A 25,959-nucleotide genomic window follows, 5' to 3' on the forward strand; every position below is an offset into this window, starting at 1 on the left:
CCTTCCCTAATCCCTAAATGCACTCTTTATTGCCTCAGTAAAAATAAAAAAGACCGATAAGAATACTGACAGTATTCCCAACTCGACCCTTAAGTTCTCTTCTACGGATAGGTTTCGACCGACGGCGACAAGAGAAAGCCCGAACCTAAGATGGTCCGCGCTTCTATTTAAGTGTCGTCTGCGAATTGCTGCGTAGTCCGGAAATTAGGGTTTCCGGGTAGAGACGTTCGGGCCGATTCCCGACTTATACGCGCATTATTTCTTATCATTATTCGACAAGAAATAAGCTCATTTGACGCTTTTAATTTTACCCCAGCTAGGGGGGGTTGTCAAACAAAAGCGAACACTTTTTACCCCTCGAAATAACAATGTTCGTCTTTAGACAATAATTCGAAACAATCAGACATATTCGCTTGCAAAAACAAATTAAAACCCCGCCCCACCTCCGTAAGACCGGAAATGAGACGGGGTTGATTTATTCTGTGAACCTTAAGAAGGTTTCCTTAGAATCGGGATTAGAGTCAGCCTTGCGAGCCAACGAAAGCGTAACGAGCGATTACGACGAAGAACAGCACCCACATGAGCCAGTGAATTCGATGCTTCTTGTCGCCAGCTAAGTTCACAACGAACGCGAGCAGAACGTAAGATACGATACCGAAGGAGATACCGTTTGCGATGTTGTAAGTGAAAGGCATAAGAGTAATGGTCAAGAAAGCAGGAATACCGATGACGTAATCGGAGAAATCAATTTCCTTAACGGATTGAAGCATAAGCACGCCGACGATAATAAGCGCTGCGCTTGTCGCAGCTGCAGGCACGAGTAACGCGACAGGAGCCAGGAACAAGGCGAGGAGGAAAAATACCCCCGTCGATACGGCAGTCAAGCCGCTGCGGCCGCCTTCCGCAATACCAGCGGAGCTCTCGACATAAGCGGTTACCGTACTCGTACCGAGCATTGCGCCGCCGCTTACCGCTACAGCATCAACGAACATCGCTTTACCCACAAGCTTCTTGCCTTTTTCTTTGTCTTTGAAAAATCCAGCACGATTAGCCGTTCCAACTAATGTACCGAACGTATCGAATAATTCTACGAATGTAAATGTTGCAATAGCGACTAAGAGTCCCGTTGTCAGAAGATCAGCGAAATCGAAATCCCAGAAATTCAATTGATCGAATTGCGGAACCCACTCTTGATTTCTAAGTGAATCAAGGTTCACGAGATCGATTCCCGGAAGCAATCCGAGCAGCGTTACCAGTAGGATTCCGTAAAGGATAGCACCGCGAACCTTCAGTACCATCAGAACGGAGATGATCGCAAGTCCAGCGATTGTCATGTAGACACTCGGATTTTCTAGGTTACCCATATGGAAAACAGTTTCAAAGCCAAGCAGGTCGGTAAATTGGCCTTTGGCTACTTCGGTCACTTGCGCATCGAGCGCAACCGTCAGCAAACCGCTGTTTTTCAGTCCGATAATGGTGATGAACAATCCAATACCGACCGTTATCGCATGCTTAAGTCCATCCGGAATAGCAACGATAAGCATTTGACGAATTTGCGTAATGGTAAGAATGAGAAAAATAATTCCTGAGATAAATACCGCAGCGAGAGCCATTGAAGGCGAAATCGGATTATCGGTTGCTTTTGAAGCGATAACCGTCGTTGCGAAGAAAGCGTTAAGGCCCATACCTGGCGCGACTGCAACAGGGAAGTTAACGAATAAACCCATTGCGATTGTGAAAATACCGGCAGCAAGCGCAGTTGCTAGGAATACACCGTAAGGATCCAAACCCGCGCTGCCCAGAATGCCTGGGTTTACAGCCAGTATGTACGCCATCGTCATAAACGTTGTCAAGCCTGCCATGATCTCTGTGCGTACGTTCGTTCCCAATTCTTTCAGCTTAAAGAAACGTTCCATAGTTTCAGTAAACTCTCCCTTCAAATTTGAGTGAATGTGGAAAACTAAGATAAACATACAAAAAACCCAGAAGAAGACTCCTCTAGGTTCCGCACAACCGGGAAAATTCATACTTTCGGAGAACGCGCGTATCTCCTCAGCATGCATTTCCACTTCCCGTAGACAGATCATTTGCGGTGACCTCGTAGAGACTCCCGGGCCTATTCCCGGGATTATACGAAAAGAATTATTCAGTTGTTTTGTCAAATCTCATTCTAGGTCGTAAGACCTTTACTGTCAACGGTTATTTACGAATATTGCAAGCGGTTTAAGGGTCAGAACGTTCGGAATTATCCGATAATTAGACGATGATTGGCAGAAAAATGCCTCGACCCGAGAAGGTCGAGGCATTCTTTGTTATTTTGTCGAATTTCGTCGATTTAATATTTTGCGGTTACTCCCACTCGATCGTAGCCGGAGGTTTAGAAGTAATATCATAAACGATCCGATTGACATTGTGCACTTCATTAACGATCCGATTGGAGATTTTCTCTAATACGTCGTAAGGTATCCGTGCCCAATCCGCCGTCATTCCATCGATCGAGGTTACCGCTCTTAGACCTACGGTATAGGAATAGGTACGTCCATCACCCATTACGCCAACGCTCTTCATGTTCGGAAGCGCCGTGAAGTATTGCCAGATTTCACGATCAAGACCTGCTTTTGCGATTTCTTCACGCAGAATCGCATCGGATTCACGGACGATTGTAAGCTTCTCTTCCGTCACTTCGCCAAGCACGCGGATCGCAAGCCCTGGACCCGGGAAAGGTTGACGCCAGACGATTGCTTCAGGCAGACCGCACTCCTCGCCGACTTTGCGCACTTCATCTTTGAATAACGCCTTTAGAGGCTCGATAAGCTTAAATTTCATATCCTTCGGCAAGCCGCCGACATTGTGATGGGATTTAATCGTTTGTGCCGTGGCTGTACCGCTCTCAACGATATCCGTATAGAGCGTCCCTTGGGCCAAGAAGGTAAAATCGTCGAATTTCGCAGATTCCTCCTCGAACACCCGGATGAACTCAACGCCGATATTCTTGCGTTTCTGCTCAGGATCTTCCACGCCGCGCAATTTGCCCATGAACCGCTCTCTAGCATCGATTTTGACCACGTTCATATCGAATTTGCCGACGAAGGTTTCCATGACGCTCTCCCCTTCATCCTTGCGGAGCAAGCCGTGATCGATGAACATGCACGTTAACTGATCTCCAATCGCACGATGAAGCAGCGCTGCAACAACGGAGGAGTCAACACCTCCGGAAAGTGCGCATAACACTTTCTTGTCGCCGACCTCATTGCGGATATCACGGACCGTATCTTCGATGAAGGAGGTCATGCTCCAATCGCCCTTGCATTCGCACACCCCGTAGAGGAAGTTGCGGATCATTTCGTTCCCGTATACGGAGTGACGCACTTCAGGATGGAATTGAACCGCATACAGCTTCCGCGCGGCATCGCTCATTGCGGCAACAGGGGCATGCTCCGTGCTTGCATCTATGATGAAACCGGATGGAAGCTCCGTTACATGGTCTCCATGGCTCATCCAGACTGTTTGGCGAGCTTCTAGACCACTTACCAGATGGGAGCCAGCGATAAAATCAACATCCGATTTGCCGTATTCGCGCTTGTGCGCAGGCTCTACTTTCCCGCCCTGCATATGAGTCATTAATTGCATACCGTAACAGATACCTAGAATAGGTACGCCTAAGGAATAGATATCCGGGTCAATCGTTGGCGCACCTTCTGCATAAACGCTTGCGGGTCCGCCGGAGAAAACAATGCCTTTGGGAGCTAATTCTCTGAGCTTGTCCGCCGTTGTGTTGTAGGGAAGCAGTTCACTGTATACACCCAGATCGCGAATCCGGCGTGCGATCAATTGGTTGTACTGGCCGCCGAAGTCCAGCACAACGATCATTTCATGTTGGTTATTCACTGAGTAAGCCGAGCCTCCTGAGCGTAAAAGGAGAATCACCTTCGTATGGCAGGCGTTCTCAATTTCGCGTAATAATAAACAGCGCAAAACTTAAGTCTCCATTGCTGACGGTACGATCCGTTCCGCGGGAATCAATTGAAGCTATTATAGCTTTGAGTCTTCGACAGCGTCAAGGCAAGAGGATTTTAAGGGTTAAGTTGCTTGCAACGCTTGTTTTACAGCTTCTACATGTCCTTTAACCTTGATGTTGCGCCACTCTTGAACGAGCAGGCCGGACTCATCGATTAGGAAGGTAGATCGAACAATACCCATGTAAGTTCTGCCATACAGCTTTTTCTCCTGCCATACGCCGAATAATTCGCACACTTGGTGCTCAGGATCTGCCAACAGGGTAAAAGGGAGTTCATGCTTCTCTATGAACCTATAGTGAGTTTTAAGGTCATTCGTACTTATGCCTAGAATTACAGCGTTAGAGTCCTCGAATTCTGTTGCTGCGTCGCGAAAATCACACGATTGCTGGGTGCATGCGGGAGTTAAATCCTTCGGGTAGAAATAGATGACAACCTTGCGACCTCTGTATTGCTTAAGCGTTACCGTTCCTCCGTTGGTTGCGGGGAGCTCGAAATCCGGCGCGGGTTTACCAAGTTTAATTTCAGCTCGTTTTTTGGGCATGCAGAAAACTCCTTCTTGATGAAGCATACAGATAATTGTAAACCTGGACGTGACAAATTATTTCATTTCCCTTATCTTAAAGGTAAGTTATTACGATTATACGAGTGAAGCACACCGCGTTTTCCCTTTTCTGGGGGAAGTCGCGGTTTTTTATTGCCTTCACATCGATGGGGATGGGGGATTAAGATGATCAATGGCAGGGTTGGCGGCAAGAATGACGGTTTGTTTGAAGTTCAGTATCAGCAATGGATGTCTGCACAACGGAAATCTCGTTCAGGTGAGGCGCTCCGAAGATTAAACGAAGGCCATGGGCACGCTGAAAAGCTGTTTGTGGAAGACATTTGGTGGCCCGCTATCGGCAGCTTGGACTTTCTGCACGCTGAATACGAAGTTACTAACTACCGCGAGGGCTCTTACTTTCTAGATCATGCTTATGTAAGGGAACCTCACTGGATTGACTGGGAGGTTGACGATTTCAGTACACATGCCAAAATGATGGACAGACGCGGCTTTAATTACGAGCGCGACCGGCAGAACCAGTTAGTGTTTCAGAGTTGGCATGTATATCGCTTTCCACTGGACCTCATTAAGGAGCGCCCCCGCCAATGCCAGCAGCTCGTCCTCCAAGTGATGGGTAAGCTTTATGGCGCCGGTAAAACGGACGAGCCAAGCTTGAGCTTAAAGCACCGCGAAATCATGCGCCTAGCCATCCGGCTTCAGCGCCCCTTCACTCCGGGTGAAGTTTGTATACAGTTGGGAATTAGTAATCGCCACACCCGCGATCTGCTTCACGAGCTTGTTAATGCCGGACTATTAGAAATCGTCGGCGGCCACGAGCGAGCTAGAAGCTTCCGTGTCACAATTCGTGGTAGAACTCTATATCTCGGATAGCGGCAAGAATTGCCGCTATCCTGCGATAACAGGAGTAGCTGTAACCCCATAACGGCAGAAATTTCCGCTATTCCTCAAGAATCACCCTAGATTATTCTGATTGCTTATGAATAACGGCAATTCGTGCCGCTATTAGAAAATCTTTGGGCTCGCACCAGTCAATAGCGGCAACTTTTGCCGTTATTGATCGGAGTGGGCAGCTGAGTGGGCATAGGATACCCTACTTCGAGACGATTCAACGTCCAACCCTACAGTTACTCAACTACGCGCAACCTAGACACTTCAGCTCTTAACAAACTAGTTATTCAACTACGCGCAACCTAGACAATTCAGCTCTTAACAAACTAGTCACTCAACTACGCGTACCCTAGACACTTCAGTTCTAACAACCTAGACACTTCAGCTAAAAGTACAGCCGCGGAGGTGTTGTAGGGTTACCCAACACACTTCTAGCTCCCGGCACCGCGGTAACGGCGGACGCCGTAGTTCCAGAACCAGAGACCGAGCGAGAGCACGATGACGCCGACAACCGGAGTCAACCATGCCAGCCACCATTCGTCTACTCGCCCCAAGAAGAAGGAAGCCGGATACACCCCGACGAAGGCGAACGGCAGCACCCACGTGAGCAGGAAACGAATCGTTTTATTGTAAATCTCGACGGGGTATCTTCCATAGTTCTGAATGTTATAAATGAGCGGACCTATGCCCGTCGGCGCATCCGAATAGAACGAAATTGCCGAAAGGGCTGTATAGATTCCCATATAGATGGCGCATGAGCCGAGCACCATAATAATCAGCACGAAGGGATCATACCAGTGAAACGGTAAGCCGAGCGTCGTCCACGAGGTAATCATGATGACAAGTCCGACGAGGGCGCCGAACATCGCGGGAGGGTCCATATTCTCGAGCATAACTTGGGTAAGAGAATGGGCAGGACGCGTTAGAATGCGGTCCATCTCTCCTTTGACAATATAACGCTCGCTGAAGTTCCATACGTTGAAAAAAGTCGTGAACAATCCCGAAGCGATCATAAAGTATCCATAGACGAATACGACCTCCGGTTCGCTCCAGCTGCCTAATGTAGGCGTATGTTGAAACACGATAAATATAAATACCAAATTCAAGCCGTTAAACATCAAATCGGAAAGCACTTCAATCCAGAAATCCGCACGGTAGGTCAATTTTATTTTCATATAATTCACAAAATAATCACGATACAAGCCCAACATGAACGATAACCGCTTCATTTTTTTAACCCCCCTGCACGAACAACCGACGTCGCGCCGCACGCCACACAAGCATAATCGGCACAATTAAAACGAGTGTCCATAACACTTGAATCCCAAGAGCATTCCACACCGCATCACCCTGGATCCGTCCCGTGAATACGGAACCCGGCAAATACGTGATCGCTTGGAACGGAAGCCAGTTCATGACTGAAATCGCCCAGCCCGGGAAGAAGGCCATAGGCACAACAACACCTGATAACAGATCAACGGTTACTCTTTTCATCGACATGAGCCCTTGGTTGTTCTCAATGAAAAATGCACACAAACCCGTCAGAATGTTGATCTGTGAATTAATCAGAAAGCTGAACCAGATCATGATGAAGAAGACAATCCACTGGGTAGGATCCGTTGGCAGCGTAATCGGGAATATGAAAGAAACAATGATCATACCCGGAACCATGAACAGCAAGAGGCGGAACAGCCCTTCTCCGAAGCCCTGCATCATTTTCACGAGAATGTAGGAATAGGGCCTGATAATCTGGATTGCGACGCTTCCGTCTATGATTTCACTTGCGATCTCGCGATCTAAGTTGTTGTAATAGAACGCTCTAGCCATCCATGACACAGCCACATAGGTAGATATCTGAATAACGGTAAAGCCTTGCAGGGTCTCTGCCTCTCCATAAATCGCTTTCCACAGAAAATAATACGCACCTATATTAATTGCATATATAATAATACCGCTGTAATAATTCACCCGATAAGCGAGCATCATTAGAAACCGGATACGGATAAAATCCAAGTAAGCACTCGTCATGACTTACCTGCCCCTGCTTCAATCGGCTCCTTCTTCTCAAGACCCGCTTCCGTTAATGCAGATAAATCCTTAGGCGCATCCGCGCTTCCGGATTGATAGATCTCGCGCACGATCTCGTCCGTGTTCGTCTCGAATATCTTAATATCGCTAATCTCCATTACGCCGACCACTCGCGAGAGCACTTCGGATACATTCATCTCGCGGGGAATCCACACCTTAGCGGTCACTTCGTTTTCCTGCATCCAGCGAACATCGAGTCCATTTGTTAAACCAGTCAGCGATGCGACAGCGACGGGATCGTTGAATTGGAACTGTACCTGACGACCCTTGCCCCAGCGCGATTTAAGCTCCTCCAGCCCGCCATCATAAATAATTCTGCCATCATCCAGCATAATGACGCGTGAGCAAAGCGCTTCGATATCTTGAAGATCATGAGTTGTAAGCAGTATCGTCGTACCTTGCTCCCTATTCAACCGCTTGAGAAACTCGCGGATCTCCATCTTCACAACGATATCCAGACCAATTGTCGGCTCGTCCAGAAAAAGGATCGATGGATTGTGCAATAACGCCGCCACGAGCTCGCAACGCATCCGTTGGCCAAGGCTGAGCTTGCGAACCGGCCGGTTGAGCAGCTCTTGAAGCTGCAGCGTCTCCACCAGCTCGTCAAGCCTCCGGCGGAAGTCAACCTCGCTCACCCGGTATACTTTGCGAAGCAGCTGGAAGGACTCGATCACTCCGATATCCCACCACAGCTGACTGCGTTGCCCGAAGACAACGCCGATCCCCTGCACGAATTTCTCGCGTTCTTTGTAGGGAATGTATCCGTTAACGACTAGCTTACCCGAGGTTGGAACAAGGATGCCGGTAAGCATCTTGATCGTTGTCGATTTGCCTGCGCCGTTCTCTCCAATATAGCCGCAGATTTCCCCTTGCGGAATTTGAAAGCTAATATCATTAACAGCGGTCACCTCGGTATGCTCTCGCTTGAACAAATCCTGGAGCGCTCCCTTGAGGCCTTCGCGGTTTTTCTGCACTTTGAACTGCTTGCGCAGCTGTTGTACGTCAATTGCTAACATAGTACCCTCCCGTGATGCATCTCGATCTTCGATCTTTGATACAATTTTCAACTATATTTGCTTATTCGGTTACATAAACTTTATACTTTTATAATAGTAATCTTAACTCAACTAACTCGCGCCGTAAAATAGTTCCAGATACAAAGAGTCATGCCGTACATATAACGCACCCGAAAGGATCTATACTTATGCACAAGAAGTGGAAGGCAGTGCTTTTAGCCGTTCTTGTTTTATCGTTCATTTTTCTATGCTTCGTAGGCTGGAAAGTATACGGGACATATAACCAGCTCGACAATATTCAGAAAACAAAGGAAGAGTCCCGGTTCGGCCAGTTCGACAAAAACAAAGGGGATGAGCCGCCCGAATGGGAAGGCTCCGAACGCGTAAACATTCTTCTCATGGGCGGTGATGAGCGAGGGTTAGTAACAGACGAGGTTGCACGGTCAGATTCCATGATTGTCGTCTCTTTTGATCCTATCACCAAAACGATACACCTGTTCTCCGTTCTGCGCGACACTCACGTAGATATCCCTGGATACAAAAGCAATCGTATCAATACCGCCCTTTCTCTGGGCGGGCCTGAGCTGGCTATGAAAACAATTGGCAACCTGACAGGCTTGGAAATTCAGTATTATGTATATGTTGATTTCCAAGGCTTTATCAAATTGGTAGATGCAGTAGGCGGAATCGACTACTTTGTCGAAAAGGATATGCGCTGGTCGGACTCGGCGGACGATCATATGTACGACATCGATTTAAAAAAAGGACAGCAGCATTTGGACGGGGATAAAGCCCTGCAGTACGTACGTTTTCGCCACGACAAACTATCCGACTTCACCCGAACAGAACGTCAACGCGACTTTCTTAAAGCGATAGCGGCAAAGCTTAAGTCGGGCTGGAATCTCATCAGGCTGCCGGAAATCCTAGGGGAGGTTACCCCCTACATGGAATCGAATATGTCTGTCGGAGATATGAGGAAGCTGGCAACTCTTGCATACAGATCTCATCAGGCAGGTTCTGCACAAATTCCGCCAATGGAATTGGTTACGGATGAGAAGGTAGATGGATCCTCCGTACTGGGTATCCGAAGTCTGGATGCTCTCAAGGATTATATTCAGGAAAAATTGAGCGAGGACAGCAGCTTGACTACACCTGAGCCTTCTCCGTGAGGGGCGGCTAGCGAGAAATAGCGAGGTTTGGACAGAAAAATGAATGGACACCGTCGGAGGGTATTGCCACATGGAGAGAACACGTTCGGCACAATTATACGAAGAAGCTAAGCAGCATATCGTGGGCGGGGTGAACAGCCCCTCCCGCTCCTTTAAGGCCGTTGGCGGCGGTGCTCCCGTATTCATGCTTAGAGGACAAGGCGCTTATTTCTACGATGTCGACGAAAACCGTTATATTGACTATCTGGCGGCTTTCGGTCCGATCATAACCGGGCATGCGCATCCGCACGTAACAGAAGCCATTATTCGGGCTGCTCGGAATGGAACGCTCTACGGTACGCCTACGGAGCATGAAATTTTACTTGCTGCGGAATTAAAAAAAGCCATTCCATCCATGGATAAGGTGCGTTTCGTTAATTCCGGTACGGAGGCGGTCATGACGACGATTCGGGTAGCACGGGCTTTCACAGGTCGTAATAAGATCATTAAGTTCGCAGGCTGCTACCACGGTCACTCGGATTTGGTGCTGGTCGCTGCAGGCTCAGGACCCTCAACACTCGGTATCCCTGATAGCGCGGGCATTCCAGTTAGTATTGCAAGCGAGGTTATCACGGTTCCCTTCAACGAGCTGGAGGGTTTGAAGCTCGCACTGGAGCGTTGGGGTGATGATATCGCAGCCGTTATGGTAGAACCGATCGTTGGCAACTTCGGCATGGTCATGCCTAAACCCGGGTTTCTGGAAGGATTGTGTACCCTAACCCGAGAAGCAGGTGCTCTCGTCATTTATGATGAGGTGATTAGCGCATTCCGCTTTCATTATGGATCTGCACAAACTTTCTCGGCTTTCCCTGATCAGGATGCCATTCGACCCGATCTGACGGCTCTAGGCAAAATTATCGGCGGAGGAATGCCCATCGGTGCCTACGGTGGGCGAGCCGACTTGATGGAAATGGTCGCCCCTCTCGGTCCGGCTTACCAAGCAGGCACGATGGCAGGTAATCCCGCTTCCATATTGGCTGGTATAGCTTGCCTAGAGGTCCTTCGTGATCCAGGTGTCTACGAGCGGATGGAACAATTAGCAATGAAGCTCGCCAATGGCTTGCAAAGCTCAGCGGATCGTTATAACGTCCCCCTCACAATTAACCGGATTGTTGGAGCCTTCTCCACCCACTTCTGTGGTCATCCGGTTACGAATTACGAGGATGCACAGGCTGCGGACGGCGAACAGTTTGCCCGTTTTTTCCGGCTAATGTTAGACAAGGGCGTATATGTTGCTCCTTCGAAATATGAAGCCTGGTTCCTGACAACCGCACACACGGATGCTGATGTCGATGAGACCCTGACTGCTGCGGAAGCTGCTTTCCGGGAAATGTCAAAGAACAAGTAAAATAAGTTGGGATTGCGCTCAGCCTTAACCTAACAGCAAAGTATCTTCTAACTGTACATTCGATTGATTGGGAAACTCATCCTTAAACGTGTTCCAATTCATATCCATTTCCTTATCCGTCAGCAAACACTCATCCAGTTCTTCCGATAGCTCCTGGCGATTCATCGATAATCCGATAAAGACAATCTTGTTGATCCGATCTCCATAAGCTGAATCCCAATACGCTGCAATAGACTGATCCTCCCGCAGAACTTCTTCTCTTTCCTGTTCAGGCAATGACGCAACCCAATTACCTGCGGGTCCGAATTGAATCGATGGACCTGCCTGGCTGAAGTTCTGCGCGGTATCATTACGGGTGGCCAGCCATACCATCCCTTTAGCTCGTATAACCTCAGCCGGCCATTCGCTCATCCAATTCATCAGCCGCTCTGGATGGAATGGACGGATTCGCTCGTAAACAAATGATGAGATGCCGTACTCTTCCGTTTCCGGAGCATGGTGCTCCTTCGCCATCTCTTGCATCCAGCCTGCCGATTGGCTCGCTTCCTCGAAATCGAACAACCCGGTATTCAGAATGCTTGAGGGATCAACTTGCCCAAACTCTGAACGAATGATTTTAGCGCGAGGCTGAAGGCTTCGAAGCACCGACTCCAGATCATCTAGCTGCTTCTCTCCCACCCGGTCACACTTGTTCAGGATCAACACGTCGCAGAATTCGATCTGATCTATCAGCAGGTCGACGACCTCCCGAGTGTCATGATCACCAACAGCCTGCTTACGAACCAATAGCGAATCACCGGAGGAGAAATCACTCCAGAATCGATAAGCATCTACTACCGTCACCATTGTGTCCAACTGGCAAAATTGCGTCAAATCAATGTTGTGCTCTTCGTCAATGTATGTGAAGGTCTGTGCAACAGGTACAGGTTCACCAACACCAGTCGATTCAATTAGAATGTAATCGAACCTATTCTCCTTAGCCAGCCTTTCCACTTCACGCAGTAAATCTTCTCTTAAAGTGCAGCAGATACATCCATTGGACATTTCAACGAGCGATTCTTCCGTACGAGATAATCCCCCGCCGTTTTTAACAAGATCGGCGTCAATATTCACTTCGCCCAGATCATTAACAATCACCGCTACACGAAGCCCTTGTCGATTGTTCAGGACATGATTAAGAATCGTTGTTTTTCCCGCGCCTAAATATCCGCTTAAAACAGTTACAGGCAGGTTACCATCAATCATTTTATTCGCTCCTTAAGATTATTCGATTCGTTTAGTATAATAGTAATTATTACGATTAATAATAGCAGTACTAAATACTTTCGTCAACGGAATGACCCGTAAAATAAACAAAGACAAAGGGTGCAGCCCCTCAATCGAGACTGCCCTTTGTCTTTATTTATATGATGTCAGCTTTCCGGTTACTTATCGTATCTGTTATCCACCTCGCGGGCAATCTCTCGATAAGCTTTAGTTTCCTCCGCGATAGGATCACGGTTCGTCTGAATCCTTATCTCCCAGCGGGGAGATAATCGTTTTACCGCTTCCTTCTCCGCATTCGGGCTCTGCGGCTCTTCTTCGGTTAATTTCCGGGCAAGCAGTTCCTCTGCTTCATTAAACGGTGGTTCCTTATCCATTTCCTTCGCCCCCTCTTAAAGTAGGATGGTCGAAAGCTCATATTCTCATGTATCCATTATTATTGAGAGGCTTTCGCCAGTTCAAGCTCTTCCAGAAGCTCTTCATGAATGAGCCCGTTGCTAGCTGAGACGTTCCGTATCCCAATATGATAGGTTTCACCGTTCAAATCTGACAACCGGCCGCCTGCCTCTTCGACGAGCAATGATCCTGCGGCAATATCCCATGAGCTCAGGTTATATTCCCAGAAGCCGCTCAATCGGCCCGCTGCCACATATGCGAGATGAAGGGCTGCGGATCCGGCTATTCTCAGGTTTCGAACCTTAGGCGCCAACGCTTGAATCCCTTTCATATTTGCCGGCAGCGCTATATGATGATCCGCAGGAAAGCCTGTCGCGATTAAGCTTTGGCTTAACGTGTTTTCTTCCGACACTTGTATTTTGCGTCCGCGAACGTAAGCGCCCTTACCGCGTTCTGCTACAAACATTTCATCTCTCGACGGATCGTAAACAACGCCGACAATAACTTGACCGCGATAGGCGAGCGCAATGGAAACCGAGAAGAAAGGAAACCCGTGCACATAATTGGTTGTCCCGTCGATTGGATCTACAATCCACAAGTATTCTGAATCACTCATATCCATAAGGGCTTTAGCTGACGCTTCCGGTCCCGGTTCTACCCCTTCCTCGCCTAGAAAAGAATGATGCGGGAAATGGGTACCGATCAAATTACGGATCATCCGCTCCGAACCTTTATCCACTTCTGTGACGAGGTCATGCATGGAGTATTTCGTATCCAATTGGGTAAAGCTGCCCATTTTACTTTTAATCCATTCTCCTGCTTTTGACGCACAATTAACTGCGACTGCAGTAAAGCTCTTGCCACCGATAATATTTTCCGGTTGATTATCGCTCATTATCCATCCCTCTAATCTTTGAAATCGTTTACAGGCGTAATCGATTGTTCTTCTCTTAGCATATACGAAAAAGTAGTGTTGTGGTTACGACTATTGTACTCAGAGTATATGAAAAAAAATAAAATTCTCCCAATGCAGTAAATTAACGCCAGCTTATATGCATAATCTATCTTACACTTCATTTTTTAATAATACAAAAATTCCGATTACTACCCTATGAGTCTCGCTTTAATAGCTTGATTTAAACACAAATGACCCGCAAGAGATCACTTTTTTCAAAGTATCCATCTTACGGGTCACAGTTCATGGACGAAAGGATTTATAATCAATCTTTATTATATCCCAACAATATTATAACCATTGTCCACATAGATAACTTCGCCTGTAATTCCGCGAGCCCATGGACTGATTAGGAACAATGCTGCGTTGCCGACGTCGGAGGTTTCTGTTGTGCGGCGAAGGGGAGCCTTCTCTTCTACTTCCTTCAGGATCGAATTGAAGCCTGCAATTCCTTTGGCAGCGAGTGTACGGACGGGGCCAGCAGATATGGCGTTAACGCGAATATCCTGAGGCCCCAGGTCGTTAGCCAAATAACGAACAGATGCTTCCAAAGCCGCTTTAGCAACGCCCATTACGTTATAATTGCGAAGTGCTCGTTGCGATCCAAGATAAGTAAGTGTGACGATGCTTCCGCCTTCGGTCATTAACGGGTGAAGTCTTTGCGCAACCGCAGTCAAGGAGTACACACTGACATCATGAGCAAGCGCGAAGCCGGCACGGGATGTATCGACATACATGCCGTCAAGCTCTTCCGCCTTGGCGAAAGCGATGCAATGAGCAAGACCGTGTAAGACGCCGACTTCATTCTTAAGCCGCGATGCCAGTGCATCGATATCCTCATCAGATGAAACGTTACATTGCAGAGTAAGAGATCCTTCGATCGTATCCGCAAGCTTGCGGACCCGTTCTTCTACACGTTCATTCTCGTATGTAAATACCAGTCGCGCTCCTTGGGAAGCGAGTGATTGCGCAATAGCCCAGGCGATGCTGCGCTCATTGGCAACACCCATGACTACGATGTTCTTTCCTCGTAATAGTCCATTCATTTCTTGGAAATCCTCCTCGTCGCAATTGAGAATGCTCCGGCCCGGAAAGCTGGCGCGGCAACGTTTCTTTGTTCAAAGTACCGTATTTCTAGCGGGATTGCAACAGCTAGATCAAGGAATGAAACGAATAGACAGGAAACCTCCTGCCCTTCGGGTATCGCATTCATCCGAGAATCTCCAAACTCCCCCCGTCAATAATCCTCACCGGTTCTCCCTCTGCTTCCATTGCTCGAAAATCATCCATCAGCTGAAGTAAAGCTTCGTCCTTGCGTTTGGCTTCAATCATCACATCTATTGCAGGGGTGGAGCCAGCGATATCTCGAAGGAAGTTCATTAGAGGTATAATATCGATGTGATCGGCATGGCTCCGTGGATCTGTTAAGCTCTTCGGGCTAGAAACATGCAGCTTAGGAGGCAGCCATTCCGTTTCATGTGCGTTTCTCTCTAGATTTGCTTGTTTCACATTCCACGCCGAGCTGTCCCACGTCTTCAGTATCCTAGGCCATAATTCCTCCGCTCTCTCATTTCCGGGATTCACCGCATGATGATGAATGTCGAGAACCATAGGCACTCCCACTTCCTCACTAATGGCTAGCGTCTCTGCTGCCGTAAAGGTTTTATCGTCATTTTCCAATGTCATTCTCAGCGCGATACGAGGCTCCAGCATCCGAAATTGCCGGACAAATCTGCTTCCCGCCGCTTCCTTATCGCCATAGCTTCCACCCACATGAATATTGCAGGTAGCCCGCTCGTCTAAGCTCATAGCCTCAAACAATCGTACGTGATGGTCTAAATCCTTTACCGATTTTCGGAAGACTTCCTCTCGAGGTGTACTCAGCACCGTGAAATGATCCGGGTGAAAAGAAACCCTCATTCCATGCTCACGTACAAAAGCCCCGACCTCGGCGAGAGCGTTCGCCAAAGCGGGGTATGGGTCCCAGTCACTTAAATCCTCATGCGTAGCAAGCGGGATTAGCTTTGAGGTCATGCGGTAGACCTGCACGTCCATGTATCGGTTGTGCTTCAGCAGTCGCAGGGTATTCTGTAAATTCTCTTCCGCTATGCGCTCTAAACGGCGTAATCCTGCCTCTCGATTGGCTAGCTTGGAGAAGGTAGTCATCGTCATTGTCCGTGAAGGTGAGGCATTCTCGAGTTGAACCGACATGGCGACATATCCGAATCTTACAAGCATGCTATATGTACCCTCCCGCAATTACAACTTCACGGGTACTAGGATTGCTCTCCGAAGAACATTTCATGTGCGAGCGCGGTTTGGATTCTGGCTTCCTCTTCCGTCAAACGCCGAATGAGCTCCATTTCCACCTGGGTAATTTCTTCCCCTTGAAAGTTTATTTCCGCAATGGATACGAGTATCCGGACGATAGCGACAGCCTGATTGTCAGGCGTATAAGCGATGACTTTCTGGCCGGTCGGAAATACACGAAAGTCTTTTTTTACCATTTTTCCCCGGCCGTATTCGAGAAGCTCGTAGAGCTCCTGCTCCGATTTGAATTTGCAGACGGAATTAAACTCCGTTTGAAAGCCCATATGTATTCCTCCTCGATTATTTTAACTACTCCCCGCCATACTCCAGCGATTGCCGCTCTGCATGTCGGTCGATAGCAAGCTGAATCAGCGTGTCTAACAGCTCGCGGTATGGGACGCCGGATTCCTTCCACATGAGTGGATACATGCTGTAAGGGGTAAAGCCCGGCAGCGTGTTCACCTCATTAATAAAAAGCGCCCCGTCGCTGCGACGAAGGAAGAAGTCCGCGCGGCATAACCCGGACCCATCTATGGATTGGAAAGCCTGAACAGCCATCTTACGTACCGCATCAGCAACCTCAGGAGAGACTTCCGCAGGGATGACCATGACCGATTTACCGTCGATATACTTCGCCTTGTAATCATAGAACTCGTTCGAGCTGCAAATCTCACCCGGTACCGAAGCCCGAGGCTCGTCGTTGCCTAATACGCTGACCTCGATTTCACGCGCATCTACGAATTCCTCGACAATAACCTTGCGGTCATACCTCAGCGCCTCGTCTACCGCAGATACTAACTCCTCACGGTTACGCGCTTTCGATACGCCTACGCTTGAGCCTAAATTAGCTGGCTTTACGAAGCAGGGATAACCAAGCTCTTCTACGCTTCCTAAGCACTTTTCACGGTTTTGCTTCCATTGATAACGAATAAAATGACGATAACCCACCTGTGGTAACCCAGCATGCGCGAACATCGTCTTCATCGCTACTTTGTCCATTCCGACGGAGGAGGCGAGTACACCCGCTCCAACATAAGGAAGACCCGCCATTTCGAACAAACCTTGAATCGTCCCGTCTTCTCCAAAAGTACCATGCAGCAAAGGGAACATTACATCGATTGTCTTACCGTCATCAGGCGCTGAACCCTCGCCCAGAATACGCTCCGACATCCCTTGCAGGACAGGCAGAAGCGCGTTGTCAGTGGTCGAAATCCCTTCCAACTCGGAACTTCCTTCCTTAGAAGCGAAAGCCGCTGCCGCAATGTATGTCTTATCTGCAGAGAAAGCCTCTTCCCCCCGAGCGCCTCCCGCGGAAGGCGAGAATTGCAGCTCGGCGACAGCCGATGGCGGTGCACTCAATAAGGGACCGGATCTCCATTGGCCCTTGGGAGTAATATAGAAAGGAATGAGTTCATATCGATCGTAATCAAAAGCCTTTAACACAGCTAGCGCGGTTTGCAGCGACACTTCATGCTCGCCCGAACGACCGCCATACACGAGTCCAACGCGTATTTTATTCCCCATAACGTACCTCCGGCTTGTTCGAGATTCCCGCTCATAAAAAAAACTCTATAAGAATCCTGCAGGGTCGCTCGTTTTGTTCAGAAATCATCGGTAATGTGGTAGAAATAGTACCGGGTTTGGTCGGTTAACGCATAGGAATCCTTGTAATCCCAGTACCGATGACGGCTGCTTACCGTATTCGCGTTAACAAGCGGCATGCCCTCCGGTGTAAAGGCAGTGACGATCGCATTATGTCCGACTCGTCCGCTGCCGTCCCAATCATAGCAGATGACATCTCCGAGCTGAAGCGATTCCGGCATGGATACCGGCTCCGCGCGCAACCCAAAAGCTCGCTGCCTGCTCAATAATTGCTGCAAGCTGTTAGCGACTGCCCAGCTAAAACTCCACATTTCCTGGCTGTTCGAATATCCTTTGTACCACCAGCCCGATTCTCTTCTCCCAGTATAGTTCATCGGTGCTCCACCTGCAAAGAGACATTGGGAGACATAATTCGTACAGTTTACTTCAAAATTCTCATACGCCGGGTTCGGTTCGTTCCACCATCTCTCCGCATAAGCGACAGCTGCTTCCCTCCGATAGGGAACCCCCCTCCCAGCGCCATAACCATATTCATTATCTAATGATGTTGAGCCTGCATATACCTTTGATTTGAATCCATATATCGCTAGAGGATTCATATAAGGAATGGAAGGCAGCGCTTGTTTGCGCTCTCCATTCCATTCATCTTGCACATGCTCGCGCAAGGGCAAAGCCTCACGCTGTTGCTCAATGGCCAGCGGCTTTACATCCATAATACGCCAGCTTTTCCCAACGCGCCCGAGGCGGATTTTCTCTCGCTCTACCCTTTCTTCTATCCATGGCTGATTACATTGCTCCATAGAGCGCACCAAATGGATGGAAACATCTGCAATGACCTCGCCTCGAATGACATTATATCTCTCAATCCGAGCACGCATCTCACTGCGGATGGGTCGAATCGCCCATTTCGTCTCCCTCTGGGCAGAGCATTGAAGACGTTTGGCCATCCGTTCACGATGCTCCTTATGCGGGATATCACGAAGCTTAAGAGCATCCGCATGTAATGCAGCTTCATTAATTGTACTTACATATCCGAATAGGGCTTGCTTCCAATCCGTCTCCACGCTTCGCACGGAGCATCCCCCCAAGTCGATCGTCTTCTCCCAAGACGCAGATTACGTTCTTTAATCCTATGCCTGAAGACTTCTTTCCATACCTTGCCGCTCCTCCTCAACATGGATGAAAACACAGGTGAATGCGGCATTCTAAAGGAATAACGTCTTTACGGAGCAGCCGCAACAGGGTATACTTAGAGCATAGAGCTATTTTTGAAATCGTGTTTCACTGAGTGAAACTAACGATACTATCGCTTCATGAAATACATTAATCAAGGAGGCCAATCACTTGTCAAATTATCCTTATCAGGTACAGGCAGACCTTCAGTCTTCCGGTCAGTCGTACCGATACTATCGTCTGCAGGCATTAGAAGAGCAAGGCTTAGGTCCGGTATCCAAACTTCCCTTCTCCATCAAAGTCCTTCTCGAAGCTGCTATTCGCCAATTTGACGGACGCGGCATTACTGAAGAGCATGTGAAACAGCTTGCTAAGTGGACAGAAGGTCGCGAAGACAAAGAAATTCCTTTTATCCCCGCACGTATCGTATTGCAGGATTTCACAGGTGTTCCCGTAGTCGTCGACTTGGCAGCGATGCGCGAAACCGTGAAACAATCAGGCGGCGATCCAAAGCGCATTAACCCGCTCGTACCCGTTGACCTAGTAATCGACCACTCTGTTATGGTTGATGCGTTCGGTACACCGGATGCATTGCAATATAACATGGATGTTGAATTCGAGCGTAATGAAGAGCGTTATCGCTTCCTGCGCTGGGCTCAGACGGCATTCGATAATTTCCGTGCCGTTCCTCCGGCAACTGGTATCGTTCACCAAGTAAACCTCGAGTATCTGGCATCAGTTGCGGCTACGAAAACAAAAGACGGCGTTACCGAGGTTTATCCGGATTCCCTAGTCGGTACCGATTCCCATACGACGATGATCAACGGTTTAGGTATCGTGGGCTGGGGCGTTGGCGGTATTGAAGCTGAAGCAGGTATGCTCGGTCAGCCGCTTTACTTCGTTATGCCAGAGGTAGTCGGCTTTAAGCTGACAGGCAAGCTATCCGAAGGCGCAACAGCAACCGACCTTGCCCTCACGGTTACGGAGATTCTTCGTAAAAAAGGCGTTGTCGGCAAATTCGTTGAATTCTACGGACCTGGTCTTTCCAGCATGAGTCTGGCCGACCGTGCTACTGTCGCTAACATGGCACCAGAATACGGCGCAACCATCGGATTTTTCCCTGTTGATAGCGAGACATTGAACTACTTGAGACTAACTGGCCGTGAAGACAGCCAAATCGATCTCGTAGAAGCCTACTATAAAGCTCAAGACATGTTCCGTACGGATGAAACGCCGGATCCGGTCTTTACAGAAGTCATGGAATTGGACTTATCTACAATAGTACCAAGCTTAGCTGGTCCTAAGCGTCCGCAAGACCGTGTGGAATTGACTGCCATGAAGCAATCCTTCAATGACATCATCCGCACACCGATCGACAAAGGCGGTTTTGGCCTTTCCGACGCTAAGATTGAGCAGACGGTAGATGTTAAACATCCAAATGGCGCAAGCAGCCGTTTCGGAACTGGCGCAGTTGTCATTGCGGCAATTACGAGCTGCACGAACACTTCCAACCCAAGTGTAATGCTAGGCGCTGGTTTGGTCGCTAAGAAAGCCGTTGAAAGAGGACTTGTTAAACCTGCTTATGTTAAGAGTTCTTTAACTCCGGGTTCCCTAGTTGTTACAGATTATTTAACAAAAGCCGGACTGCTTCCTTACCTCGAGAAGCTTGGCTTCTACGTTGCGGGTTACGGCTGTGCAACCTGTATCGGCAACTCCGGTCCTCTTCCGGATGAAGTGAGTCTTGCAATCGCGGATAACGATCTGGCTGTTGCAGCCGTTCTCTCCGGTAACCGGAACTTCGAGGGCCGCGTTCATGCACAGGTTAAAGCGAATTACCTGGCATCGCCGCCGCTTGTCGTCGCTTATGCGTTAGCGGGTACCGTTAATATCGATCTTGCTAACGATCCAATTGGATTTGACAGCATTAATCAGCCTGTTTACCTGAAGGATATCTGGCCTACGACAGAAGAAATTCAAGCGGCGATTGCTACTTCCCTTTCTCCTGACATGTTCCGCGCTAAATACGAGAACGTATTTACCCAGAACGAGCAATGGAACAAAATTCAAGTGCCGGAAGGCGAGATCTATGAGTGGGATCCTAAATCCACCTACATCGCAAATCCGCCATTCTTTACAGACCTTGCTCCTGAAGCAGGCGATATTACCGATGTCAAAAATGCCCGTGTCCTCGCTTTATTGGGCGATTCTGTTACGACGGATCACATCTCTCCTGCCGGTAACATTAAAGCCGACAGCCCAGGCGGCCAATACTTGCTTGAGCACGGCGTAAGAAAAGAAGATTTCAACTCCTATGGCTCCCGTCGGGGACATCACGAGGTCATGATGAGAGGGACTTTCGCTAACATCCGCATTCGGAACCAAGTGGCACCGGGTACAGAGGGCGGCGTAACTACCTACTTGCCAACTGAGGAAGTCATGTCCATCTATGATGCGTCAATGAAATATCAGAAAAACCGCACTAACCTGATCGTTGTTGCCGGTAAAGAATACGGTACCGGAAGCTCACGCGACTGGGCAGCTAAGGGTACTTTCCTGCTTGGCGTCAAAGCCGTTATTGCGGAAAGCTTCGAGCGGATTCACCGCTCCAACCTTGTCGGTATGGGCGTGCTTCCATTGCAATTCCCAACAGGCCAAGGCTGGAAAACGCTGGGTATCACAGGCCGCGAGACGTTCGAGATCAGCGGAATGTCCAATGATGTAACACCTGGACAGACGGTTACAGTCACTGTTAAGCGTGAAGACGGAACCTCCTTCGAGTTCCATGCAATCGCTCGTCTCGATTCGATGGTAGATGTAGACTACTACCGCAACAGCGGTATTCTGCAGACGGTACTTCGCCAGATGATCGCAAGCAATTAATTAAAATCAATACAGCAAAAACCCTTCATTCTTTGCGGATGAAGGGTTTTCTGTTAGAGCTCAGGAGAGTGCTGGAGACGTTTTGTTTCCGGACGCCTTCTTAAGTTATAATAGTTCCACTATACTTTAAAACCTATTGCATGTTGGAAATGGAGGCGAGCCCGTTATAGCTACAACACGAAAGCCTTGGATCCGTCGCTATCGGACGGCCCTCCTGGTCGGAATTTTTATACTTCTTTTCTTATTCGCCAATTTCAAATCATGGCCTTACGTGCTCTATGGCCCAGGGTCAGCCGAGCCTGTTCATCCCCGCGTGGAAACGGGACATAAGCTCGATGAGAAAGGCGCATTATTATTTACGACGGTTTCCTCCTATTCGCGCCCAAACGTATTTTCAATTCTATACGCCTGGATAAACCCGCGAATGGATATTCAAACTGAGGAAACAGCAACGGGTGGAGCTACCAATCTTGCCGCTTATCGAAATCTGCTCGCCTGGATGCGCGATAGCTCGGAAGACAATGCACTGCTGGCAGCCTATAACGTAATGAACAAGGAAATTGATGTCTCTCAACAAGGGGTCATCATTGTCCGCCTGCTGCCGGAATCAAAAGCTCGCGAGAACGGTCTGCAAGAAGGCGACATTATCACCCACGTCGATGGCAAGGAAGCCAATACCGTACAAGTTCTTTCCGCGTATATTTCCGGTAAAAAAGCCGGAGAAACAGTGAAGGTATCTGGCACACGGGGAGACAAAACCTTCGAAGCAACAGTCCCGCTGATTACCATGCCATCCTCCGATCGAACAGGAATCGGCTTTCAGAATGATACGGTGCTCGAAGTAACGCCGCCCGATCCCGTTAAATTCGACTTCGACGATACGGGAGGTCCTTCTGCGGGCTTAATGATGACTCTCGAGATCATAGCGCAGCTAACAGGAGAAGACTTGACAAGAGGTTATCGGATTGCAGGCACGGGAACCATTGCCGCGGATGGAACAGTCGGTCAAATTGGCGGAATCCAGTATAAGCTCATGGCGGCCGATAGGGAGAAGGCGGATTACTTTCTCGTTCCCTATGATGAGAAATCCGGCGCACCCAACTGGAAGCTAGCAGAGGAAACGGTAAAAAAGTTGGATTTGTCACCGAAGCTTATTCGAGTATCCACCCTTAGCGAAGCACTTGAATTTCTGAAGAAGCTAGAGCCTAAGAAAGAGACATAAGCTAAGTTTATGCGGGCGGTTCCCTCTCGCTATTTATTCAAATCTACAAAATTCCGGTAAAGCCGGTAGTATTTCGGATCAACCTGCTGCGGACTCATATAATGGTTGAAACTGAAGCTCGTAAAATTGCTAACATACGGCTCTACCAATTCCATGCATTGATGGATGTACGGATATTCCACCGGCACAAACTTGCCGCTTAAAGTGCGGAATGTTTCCGTATCGCTCCAGAAAGCGACGGGTCTGCCGACCCGTTCGATCGCATCTCTCGTTGCGGAAAACCAGGCCGGCAAATGTTCGGGCAGCGCGTGCGCCGCGCCGACCCCGTCCTGCAAATTAAAAATGTCGATCGGGCTGTTTTGCAGGATGTATTGCCACATCCTTCCCCACTCTTCCGGCGTTTGCCCATGGCCTTCAACGAAGAAGGGAGCCACCATTATGGGTTTTTCCGGGGTTAAAGCCCGGATCCTTCCGCCCACCTTACGGTAAAACGCGATGCTGCGATCCCAGTCCTTCACCGCCGGCAGGTTGACGTTATCCGGCTCAAAGCTTAAGTACCAGCCGGTGAATGATTTATATTTCCCATATCGGCTCCATAGATCATCGACAAGGGCGCAGGCAATGTCCGCTTCCTGATCTAACCATACCTGATCACTCGTATATTTGCTGAACCAGTCGTGGTTCAAATGGAGTCCGATATACGTCTGGAATCCATACTGCATTCCTTTTCTCAAAACGCAGTCGACGACATCGTTCCGTGTGTCCTGCCGAAAAGCGGCCAACGAAGTCGGATATGCCGCAGTATGGCGCTGGCTGTCAGCCGACCACTGCAAAATCATTTGAAACATTCCCGCTTCCTTCATCCACGAATATTCGGCGTCCCATTGCTCTTCCGTCCAGCCGGCTCCGAGAAAGGGTTGAAGAAACGTTCCCGACAGCCTGAGAGGGGTTCGTTCGGACATCTTTGTTCCTCCTCTATCCCAGTATCGTTCCCATTCTATGCGCAGCTTCAATGATTGTAGGAGCATATTCATGCATGCGATCCGGAGTCAGTCGATTCGACGGACCGGATACCGACAAAGCGGCGACAAGCTTACCCGATCGATTAAAGATTGGTGCCGAGACAGCAGCCGCTCCCGGTTCGCGCTCCTCGAAGCTCGTTGCGTAACCTGCGGCTAATATATCATCGAGCTGATCGCCGAATACCCCGCGATCAAGGAGCGCAGGCCAAGCCGGGTCTGCCATTACGGTGTCTCGGACCCCTGCTTCGCCAAAAGCGAGGAGAACCTTGCTTGACGCGCCGACAGACAGGGGAAGTCGCGCACCAACAGTTGCCACCCTGCGAATGGCTTGCGTGCTTTGAACGGCTTGAATTCTCACCCGCTCTATGCGATCCCTTACATATAGGCTAACTGTTTCGCTTAATTGATCACGAAGACGCTCCATCTCGGGCAATAGGACTACGGAAGGATCATCGGATCTCGATAGGTTAGCAGATAGTTCAATGACGCTTAGTCCCAGCCGATATTTCTCCGTCGCCGCATCCCGAGTGACGAAACCCCGATCCTCCAAGGTCGCTAATAAACGATGAACGGTGCTCTTGTGCAGACCTACCCGGCCTGCAATTTCCGTCAATCCCCATTCATGCCCCGAGGAGAAACATAAGAGGACATCCAGTGCCCGCTCTACTGCACGAACCGTTTTTTTCTCCTCTTCCATTTCCTTTGCCTCCTTGTGATTGACGTTTCACTGTATGAAACCCTGTTACACCTAGTATAACGCAAAGTATGTTCTTCGCAAAATTTGAAAGCGCTTTATTACAATTAGATTACGAAGGTCTTACAAGTCGCTCTAGCTAATTGACGATATAGGTCTTGCGCTCTACGATAAGATTACTAGTCTTCCATGAGCGTTTACATAAAGCGAGGCGATCCCCTATGACAACGTTGTCGACGCCCTTTCCCCTTGGCTCCTCCGGAGCTTTTCCAGTCCCTGTCGAATCTCCTTCGCATCGCACGTCTAGCCGACTTGGTCGACTGGCAATTCACCTGATGCTCGGTATCGCATGTCTAATTGTCGTAATCTTCCTAGTCTTTCATGCCTATGTCGCATGGGTACTCACTCATCCTGCCGTCGCCCCGCTTGCTTCCAATCCCATGCTTGCCAAGAACCTTGCCTATTCAGAAGTAACATTTGCAAGTGCGGATAACAAAACATGGCTAGAAGGCTGGTGGATTCCCTCCACCGACAGTCGGAAGACAATTGTCTTAAGCCACGGATACGGTGCAAATCGGGAAGAATCATGGGTTCCGATGTATGATCTGGCCGACTTGCTGCATGGAATGAGCTATAACGTTCTTATGTTTGATTATGGCTTTGCCAGCAAGAACCACTCCATACCGGCCACAGGCGGCCGAATCGAATCTCAGCAGCTCCTTGGAGCGATTCAGTTCGCCCGTCGGCAAGGCAGCGATGAGCTTGTAGTCTGGGGATTCTCCATGGGCGCAGGAACTGCCCTGCAGGCAGCTTTGCACTCGGAGCCCATTGATGCGATGATTCTTGACAGTATCTTTATCCCCGACGACAATACGCTGTACCATAATATCCGCAACCAAATCAACATTCCGAAATACCCGTCCGTCTCTCTCATTCGTTTTTTCTTCCCGTTCATGAGCGGTACTAGGCTGGAGCTTATTCCATCCACGCAAATTCAAGAAACGGCTTTTGATTTCCCAATTCTTCTTATTCACGGAACTGCCGATGACAAAGCTCCAGCCTACCTCTCGGAGAATGTTGCCAAAGCACAAAAGAACGAATTATCGGATTTATGGGTTGTACCTGATGCCATTCATGAAATGATCTTCCGTACCCATCCAGAAGAGTATGTAGAGCGCACCACTAAGTTCCTAGATCGCGTAACCCAAACCCAAGCGGTCCAGTTGGCCCAGCTTTAGATGCTATCATAATACAACCCTCCGCTTGCATAGGCTGGATACGAAGTGTTCGCCTAGCATAGAGGAGGGTTATTT

Annotated in this window: 22 protein-coding genes and 2 riboswitches; of the genes, 6 read left to right on the plus strand and 16 right to left on the minus strand. The window is 48.9% G+C overall.

Annotated elements, in window-relative coordinates; genetic code table 11:
- Nucleotides 1-172: 172 nt before the first annotated feature.
- Nucleotides 173-272: riboswitch (purine riboswitch) on the minus strand.
- 249 nt (nucleotides 273-521) lie between these two features.
- From ACESLK_RS00225 to bcp, 3 genes are all read right to left on the minus strand, one after another.
- Nucleotides 522-1,916 (minus strand): NCS2 family permease, encoded by a 1,395-nt coding sequence (locus ACESLK_RS00225; protein WP_372660389.1) that lies wholly within the window; start codon nucleotides 1,914-1,916, stop codon nucleotides 522-524.
- A 139-nt stretch (nucleotides 1,917-2,055) separates the two neighbouring features.
- Nucleotides 2,056-2,156: riboswitch (purine riboswitch) on the minus strand.
- Nucleotides 2,157-2,349: 193 nt separating this feature from the next.
- On the minus strand, nucleotides 2,350-3,870 hold the full coding sequence (gene guaA / locus ACESLK_RS00230) for a glutamine-hydrolyzing GMP synthase (protein ID WP_372661362.1): 1,521 nt from the start codon (nucleotides 3,868-3,870) through the stop codon (nucleotides 2,350-2,352).
- 210 nt (nucleotides 3,871-4,080) lie between these two features.
- A complete protein-coding gene (gene bcp, locus ACESLK_RS00235; RefSeq protein ID WP_372660392.1) occupies nucleotides 4,081-4,560 on the minus strand; it encodes a thioredoxin-dependent thiol peroxidase in 480 nt (159 codons plus the stop codon).
- A 186-nt stretch (nucleotides 4,561-4,746) separates the two neighbouring features.
- Between bcp and ACESLK_RS00240 the strand changes: the two genes are divergently transcribed.
- Entirely contained in the window at nucleotides 4,747-5,451 is a 705-nt protein-coding gene (locus ACESLK_RS00240; protein ID WP_372660395.1) for a DNA-binding response regulator, read from the plus strand.
- 449 nt (nucleotides 5,452-5,900) lie between these two features.
- On the opposite strand, the gene ACESLK_RS00245 is transcribed toward ACESLK_RS00240, so the two are convergent.
- Genes ACESLK_RS00245 through ACESLK_RS00255 form a run of 3 tightly spaced genes read right to left on the minus strand, consistent with a single transcriptional unit; the run spans nucleotide 5,901 to nucleotide 8,573 of the window.
- A complete protein-coding gene (locus tag ACESLK_RS00245) occupies nucleotides 5,901-6,698 on the minus strand; it encodes an ABC transporter permease (RefSeq protein ID WP_372660398.1) in 798 nt (265 codons plus the stop codon).
- 4 nt (nucleotides 6,699-6,702) lie between these two features.
- Nucleotides 6,703-7,497, minus strand: coding sequence for an ABC transporter permease (locus ACESLK_RS00250; protein ID WP_372660401.1), 795 nt, complete (start codon nucleotides 7,495-7,497; stop codon nucleotides 6,703-6,705).
- Nucleotides 7,494-8,573, minus strand: a complete 1,080-nt coding sequence (locus tag ACESLK_RS00255) for an ABC transporter ATP-binding protein (protein WP_372660405.1) — start codon at nucleotides 8,571-8,573, stop codon at nucleotides 7,494-7,496. Before ACESLK_RS00255 ends, ACESLK_RS00250 begins: the two co-directional genes overlap by 4 nt.
- 188 nt (nucleotides 8,574-8,761) lie before the next feature.
- On the opposite strand from ACESLK_RS00255, the gene ACESLK_RS00260 reads away from it, so the two are divergent.
- Both ACESLK_RS00260 and ACESLK_RS00265 read left to right on the plus strand, forming a co-directional pair.
- On the plus strand, nucleotides 8,762-9,742 hold the full coding sequence (locus tag ACESLK_RS00260; RefSeq protein WP_372660408.1) for an LCP family protein: 981 nt from the start codon (nucleotides 8,762-8,764) through the stop codon (nucleotides 9,740-9,742).
- Nucleotides 9,743-9,812: 70 nt separating this feature from the next.
- Nucleotides 9,813-11,129: a glutamate-1-semialdehyde 2,1-aminomutase gene (locus tag ACESLK_RS00265; RefSeq protein WP_372660411.1), complete on the plus strand. Its 1,317-nt coding sequence runs from the start codon at nucleotides 9,813-9,815 to the stop codon at nucleotides 11,127-11,129.
- Between the two features lie 24 nt (nucleotides 11,130-11,153).
- Here ACESLK_RS00265 and ACESLK_RS00270 read toward each other — a convergent pair whose 3' ends face one another.
- The 8 genes from ACESLK_RS00270 to ACESLK_RS00305 form a co-directional block, all read right to left on the minus strand.
- On the minus strand, nucleotides 11,154-12,374 hold the full coding sequence (locus tag ACESLK_RS00270) for a GTP-binding protein (protein ID WP_372660414.1): 1,221 nt from the start codon (nucleotides 12,372-12,374) through the stop codon (nucleotides 11,154-11,156).
- A gap of 179 nt (nucleotides 12,375-12,553) precedes the next feature.
- A complete protein-coding gene (locus ACESLK_RS00275; protein WP_372660416.1) occupies nucleotides 12,554-12,769 on the minus strand; it encodes a hypothetical protein in 216 nt (71 codons plus the stop codon).
- A 59-nt stretch (nucleotides 12,770-12,828) separates the two neighbouring features.
- Entirely contained in the window at nucleotides 12,829-13,683 is an 855-nt protein-coding gene (locus tag ACESLK_RS00280) for an inositol monophosphatase family protein (RefSeq protein WP_372660419.1), read from the minus strand.
- Between the two features lie 335 nt (nucleotides 13,684-14,018).
- Complete coding sequence (gene fabI / locus ACESLK_RS00285) at nucleotides 14,019-14,789, minus strand: enoyl-ACP reductase FabI (protein ID WP_372660421.1); 771 nt, start codon at nucleotides 14,787-14,789, stop codon at nucleotides 14,019-14,021.
- 163 nt (nucleotides 14,790-14,952) lie between these two features.
- Nucleotides 14,953-15,981, minus strand: coding sequence for a UV DNA damage repair endonuclease UvsE (gene uvsE, locus ACESLK_RS00290; RefSeq protein WP_372660423.1), 1,029 nt, complete (start codon nucleotides 15,979-15,981; stop codon nucleotides 14,953-14,955).
- Nucleotides 15,982-16,019: 38 nt separating this feature from the next.
- Nucleotides 16,020-16,337 (minus strand): hypothetical protein, encoded by a 318-nt coding sequence (locus ACESLK_RS00295; RefSeq protein WP_372660425.1) that lies wholly within the window; start codon nucleotides 16,335-16,337, stop codon nucleotides 16,020-16,022.
- A 25-nt stretch (nucleotides 16,338-16,362) separates the two neighbouring features.
- Nucleotides 16,363-17,577, minus strand: a complete 1,215-nt coding sequence (locus ACESLK_RS00300) for a D-alanine--D-alanine ligase family protein (RefSeq protein ID WP_372660429.1) — start codon at nucleotides 17,575-17,577, stop codon at nucleotides 16,363-16,365.
- 77 nt (nucleotides 17,578-17,654) lie between these two features.
- Nucleotides 17,655-18,728, minus strand: a complete 1,074-nt coding sequence (locus tag ACESLK_RS00305; protein WP_372660432.1) for an amidase domain-containing protein — start codon at nucleotides 18,726-18,728, stop codon at nucleotides 17,655-17,657.
- 271 nt (nucleotides 18,729-18,999) lie between these two features.
- Here ACESLK_RS00305 and acnA point away from each other — a divergent pair, with 271 nt between their 5' ends.
- Together acnA and ACESLK_RS00315 are read left to right on the plus strand one after the other, a co-directional pair.
- Nucleotides 19,000-21,708, plus strand: a complete 2,709-nt coding sequence (gene acnA / locus ACESLK_RS00310) for an aconitate hydratase AcnA (RefSeq protein ID WP_372660435.1) — start codon at nucleotides 19,000-19,002, stop codon at nucleotides 21,706-21,708.
- Nucleotides 21,709-21,844: 136 nt separating this feature from the next.
- On the plus strand, nucleotides 21,845-22,930 hold the full coding sequence (locus ACESLK_RS00315) for a YlbL family protein (protein ID WP_372660438.1): 1,086 nt from the start codon (nucleotides 21,845-21,847) through the stop codon (nucleotides 22,928-22,930).
- Between the two features lie 29 nt (nucleotides 22,931-22,959).
- Here the strand turns inward: ACESLK_RS00315 and ACESLK_RS00320 are convergent, their stop codons facing one another.
- Entirely contained in the window at nucleotides 22,960-23,892 is a 933-nt protein-coding gene (locus ACESLK_RS00320) for a DUF4434 domain-containing protein (protein WP_372660441.1), read from the minus strand.
- A gap of 13 nt (nucleotides 23,893-23,905) precedes the next feature.
- Complete coding sequence (locus ACESLK_RS00325; protein ID WP_372660444.1) at nucleotides 23,906-24,649, minus strand: IclR family transcriptional regulator; 744 nt, start codon at nucleotides 24,647-24,649, stop codon at nucleotides 23,906-23,908.
- Between the two features lie 218 nt (nucleotides 24,650-24,867).
- Here ACESLK_RS00325 and ACESLK_RS00330 point away from each other — a divergent pair, with 218 nt between their 5' ends.
- Complete coding sequence (locus ACESLK_RS00330) at nucleotides 24,868-25,884, plus strand: alpha/beta hydrolase (RefSeq protein WP_372660447.1); 1,017 nt, start codon at nucleotides 24,868-24,870, stop codon at nucleotides 25,882-25,884.
- Nucleotides 25,885-25,959 lie beyond the last annotated feature (75 nt).

This window comes from Cohnella sp. (genome assembly GCF_041640265.1).
Lineage (GTDB): Bacteria > Bacillota > Bacilli > Paenibacillales > Paenibacillaceae > Cohnella.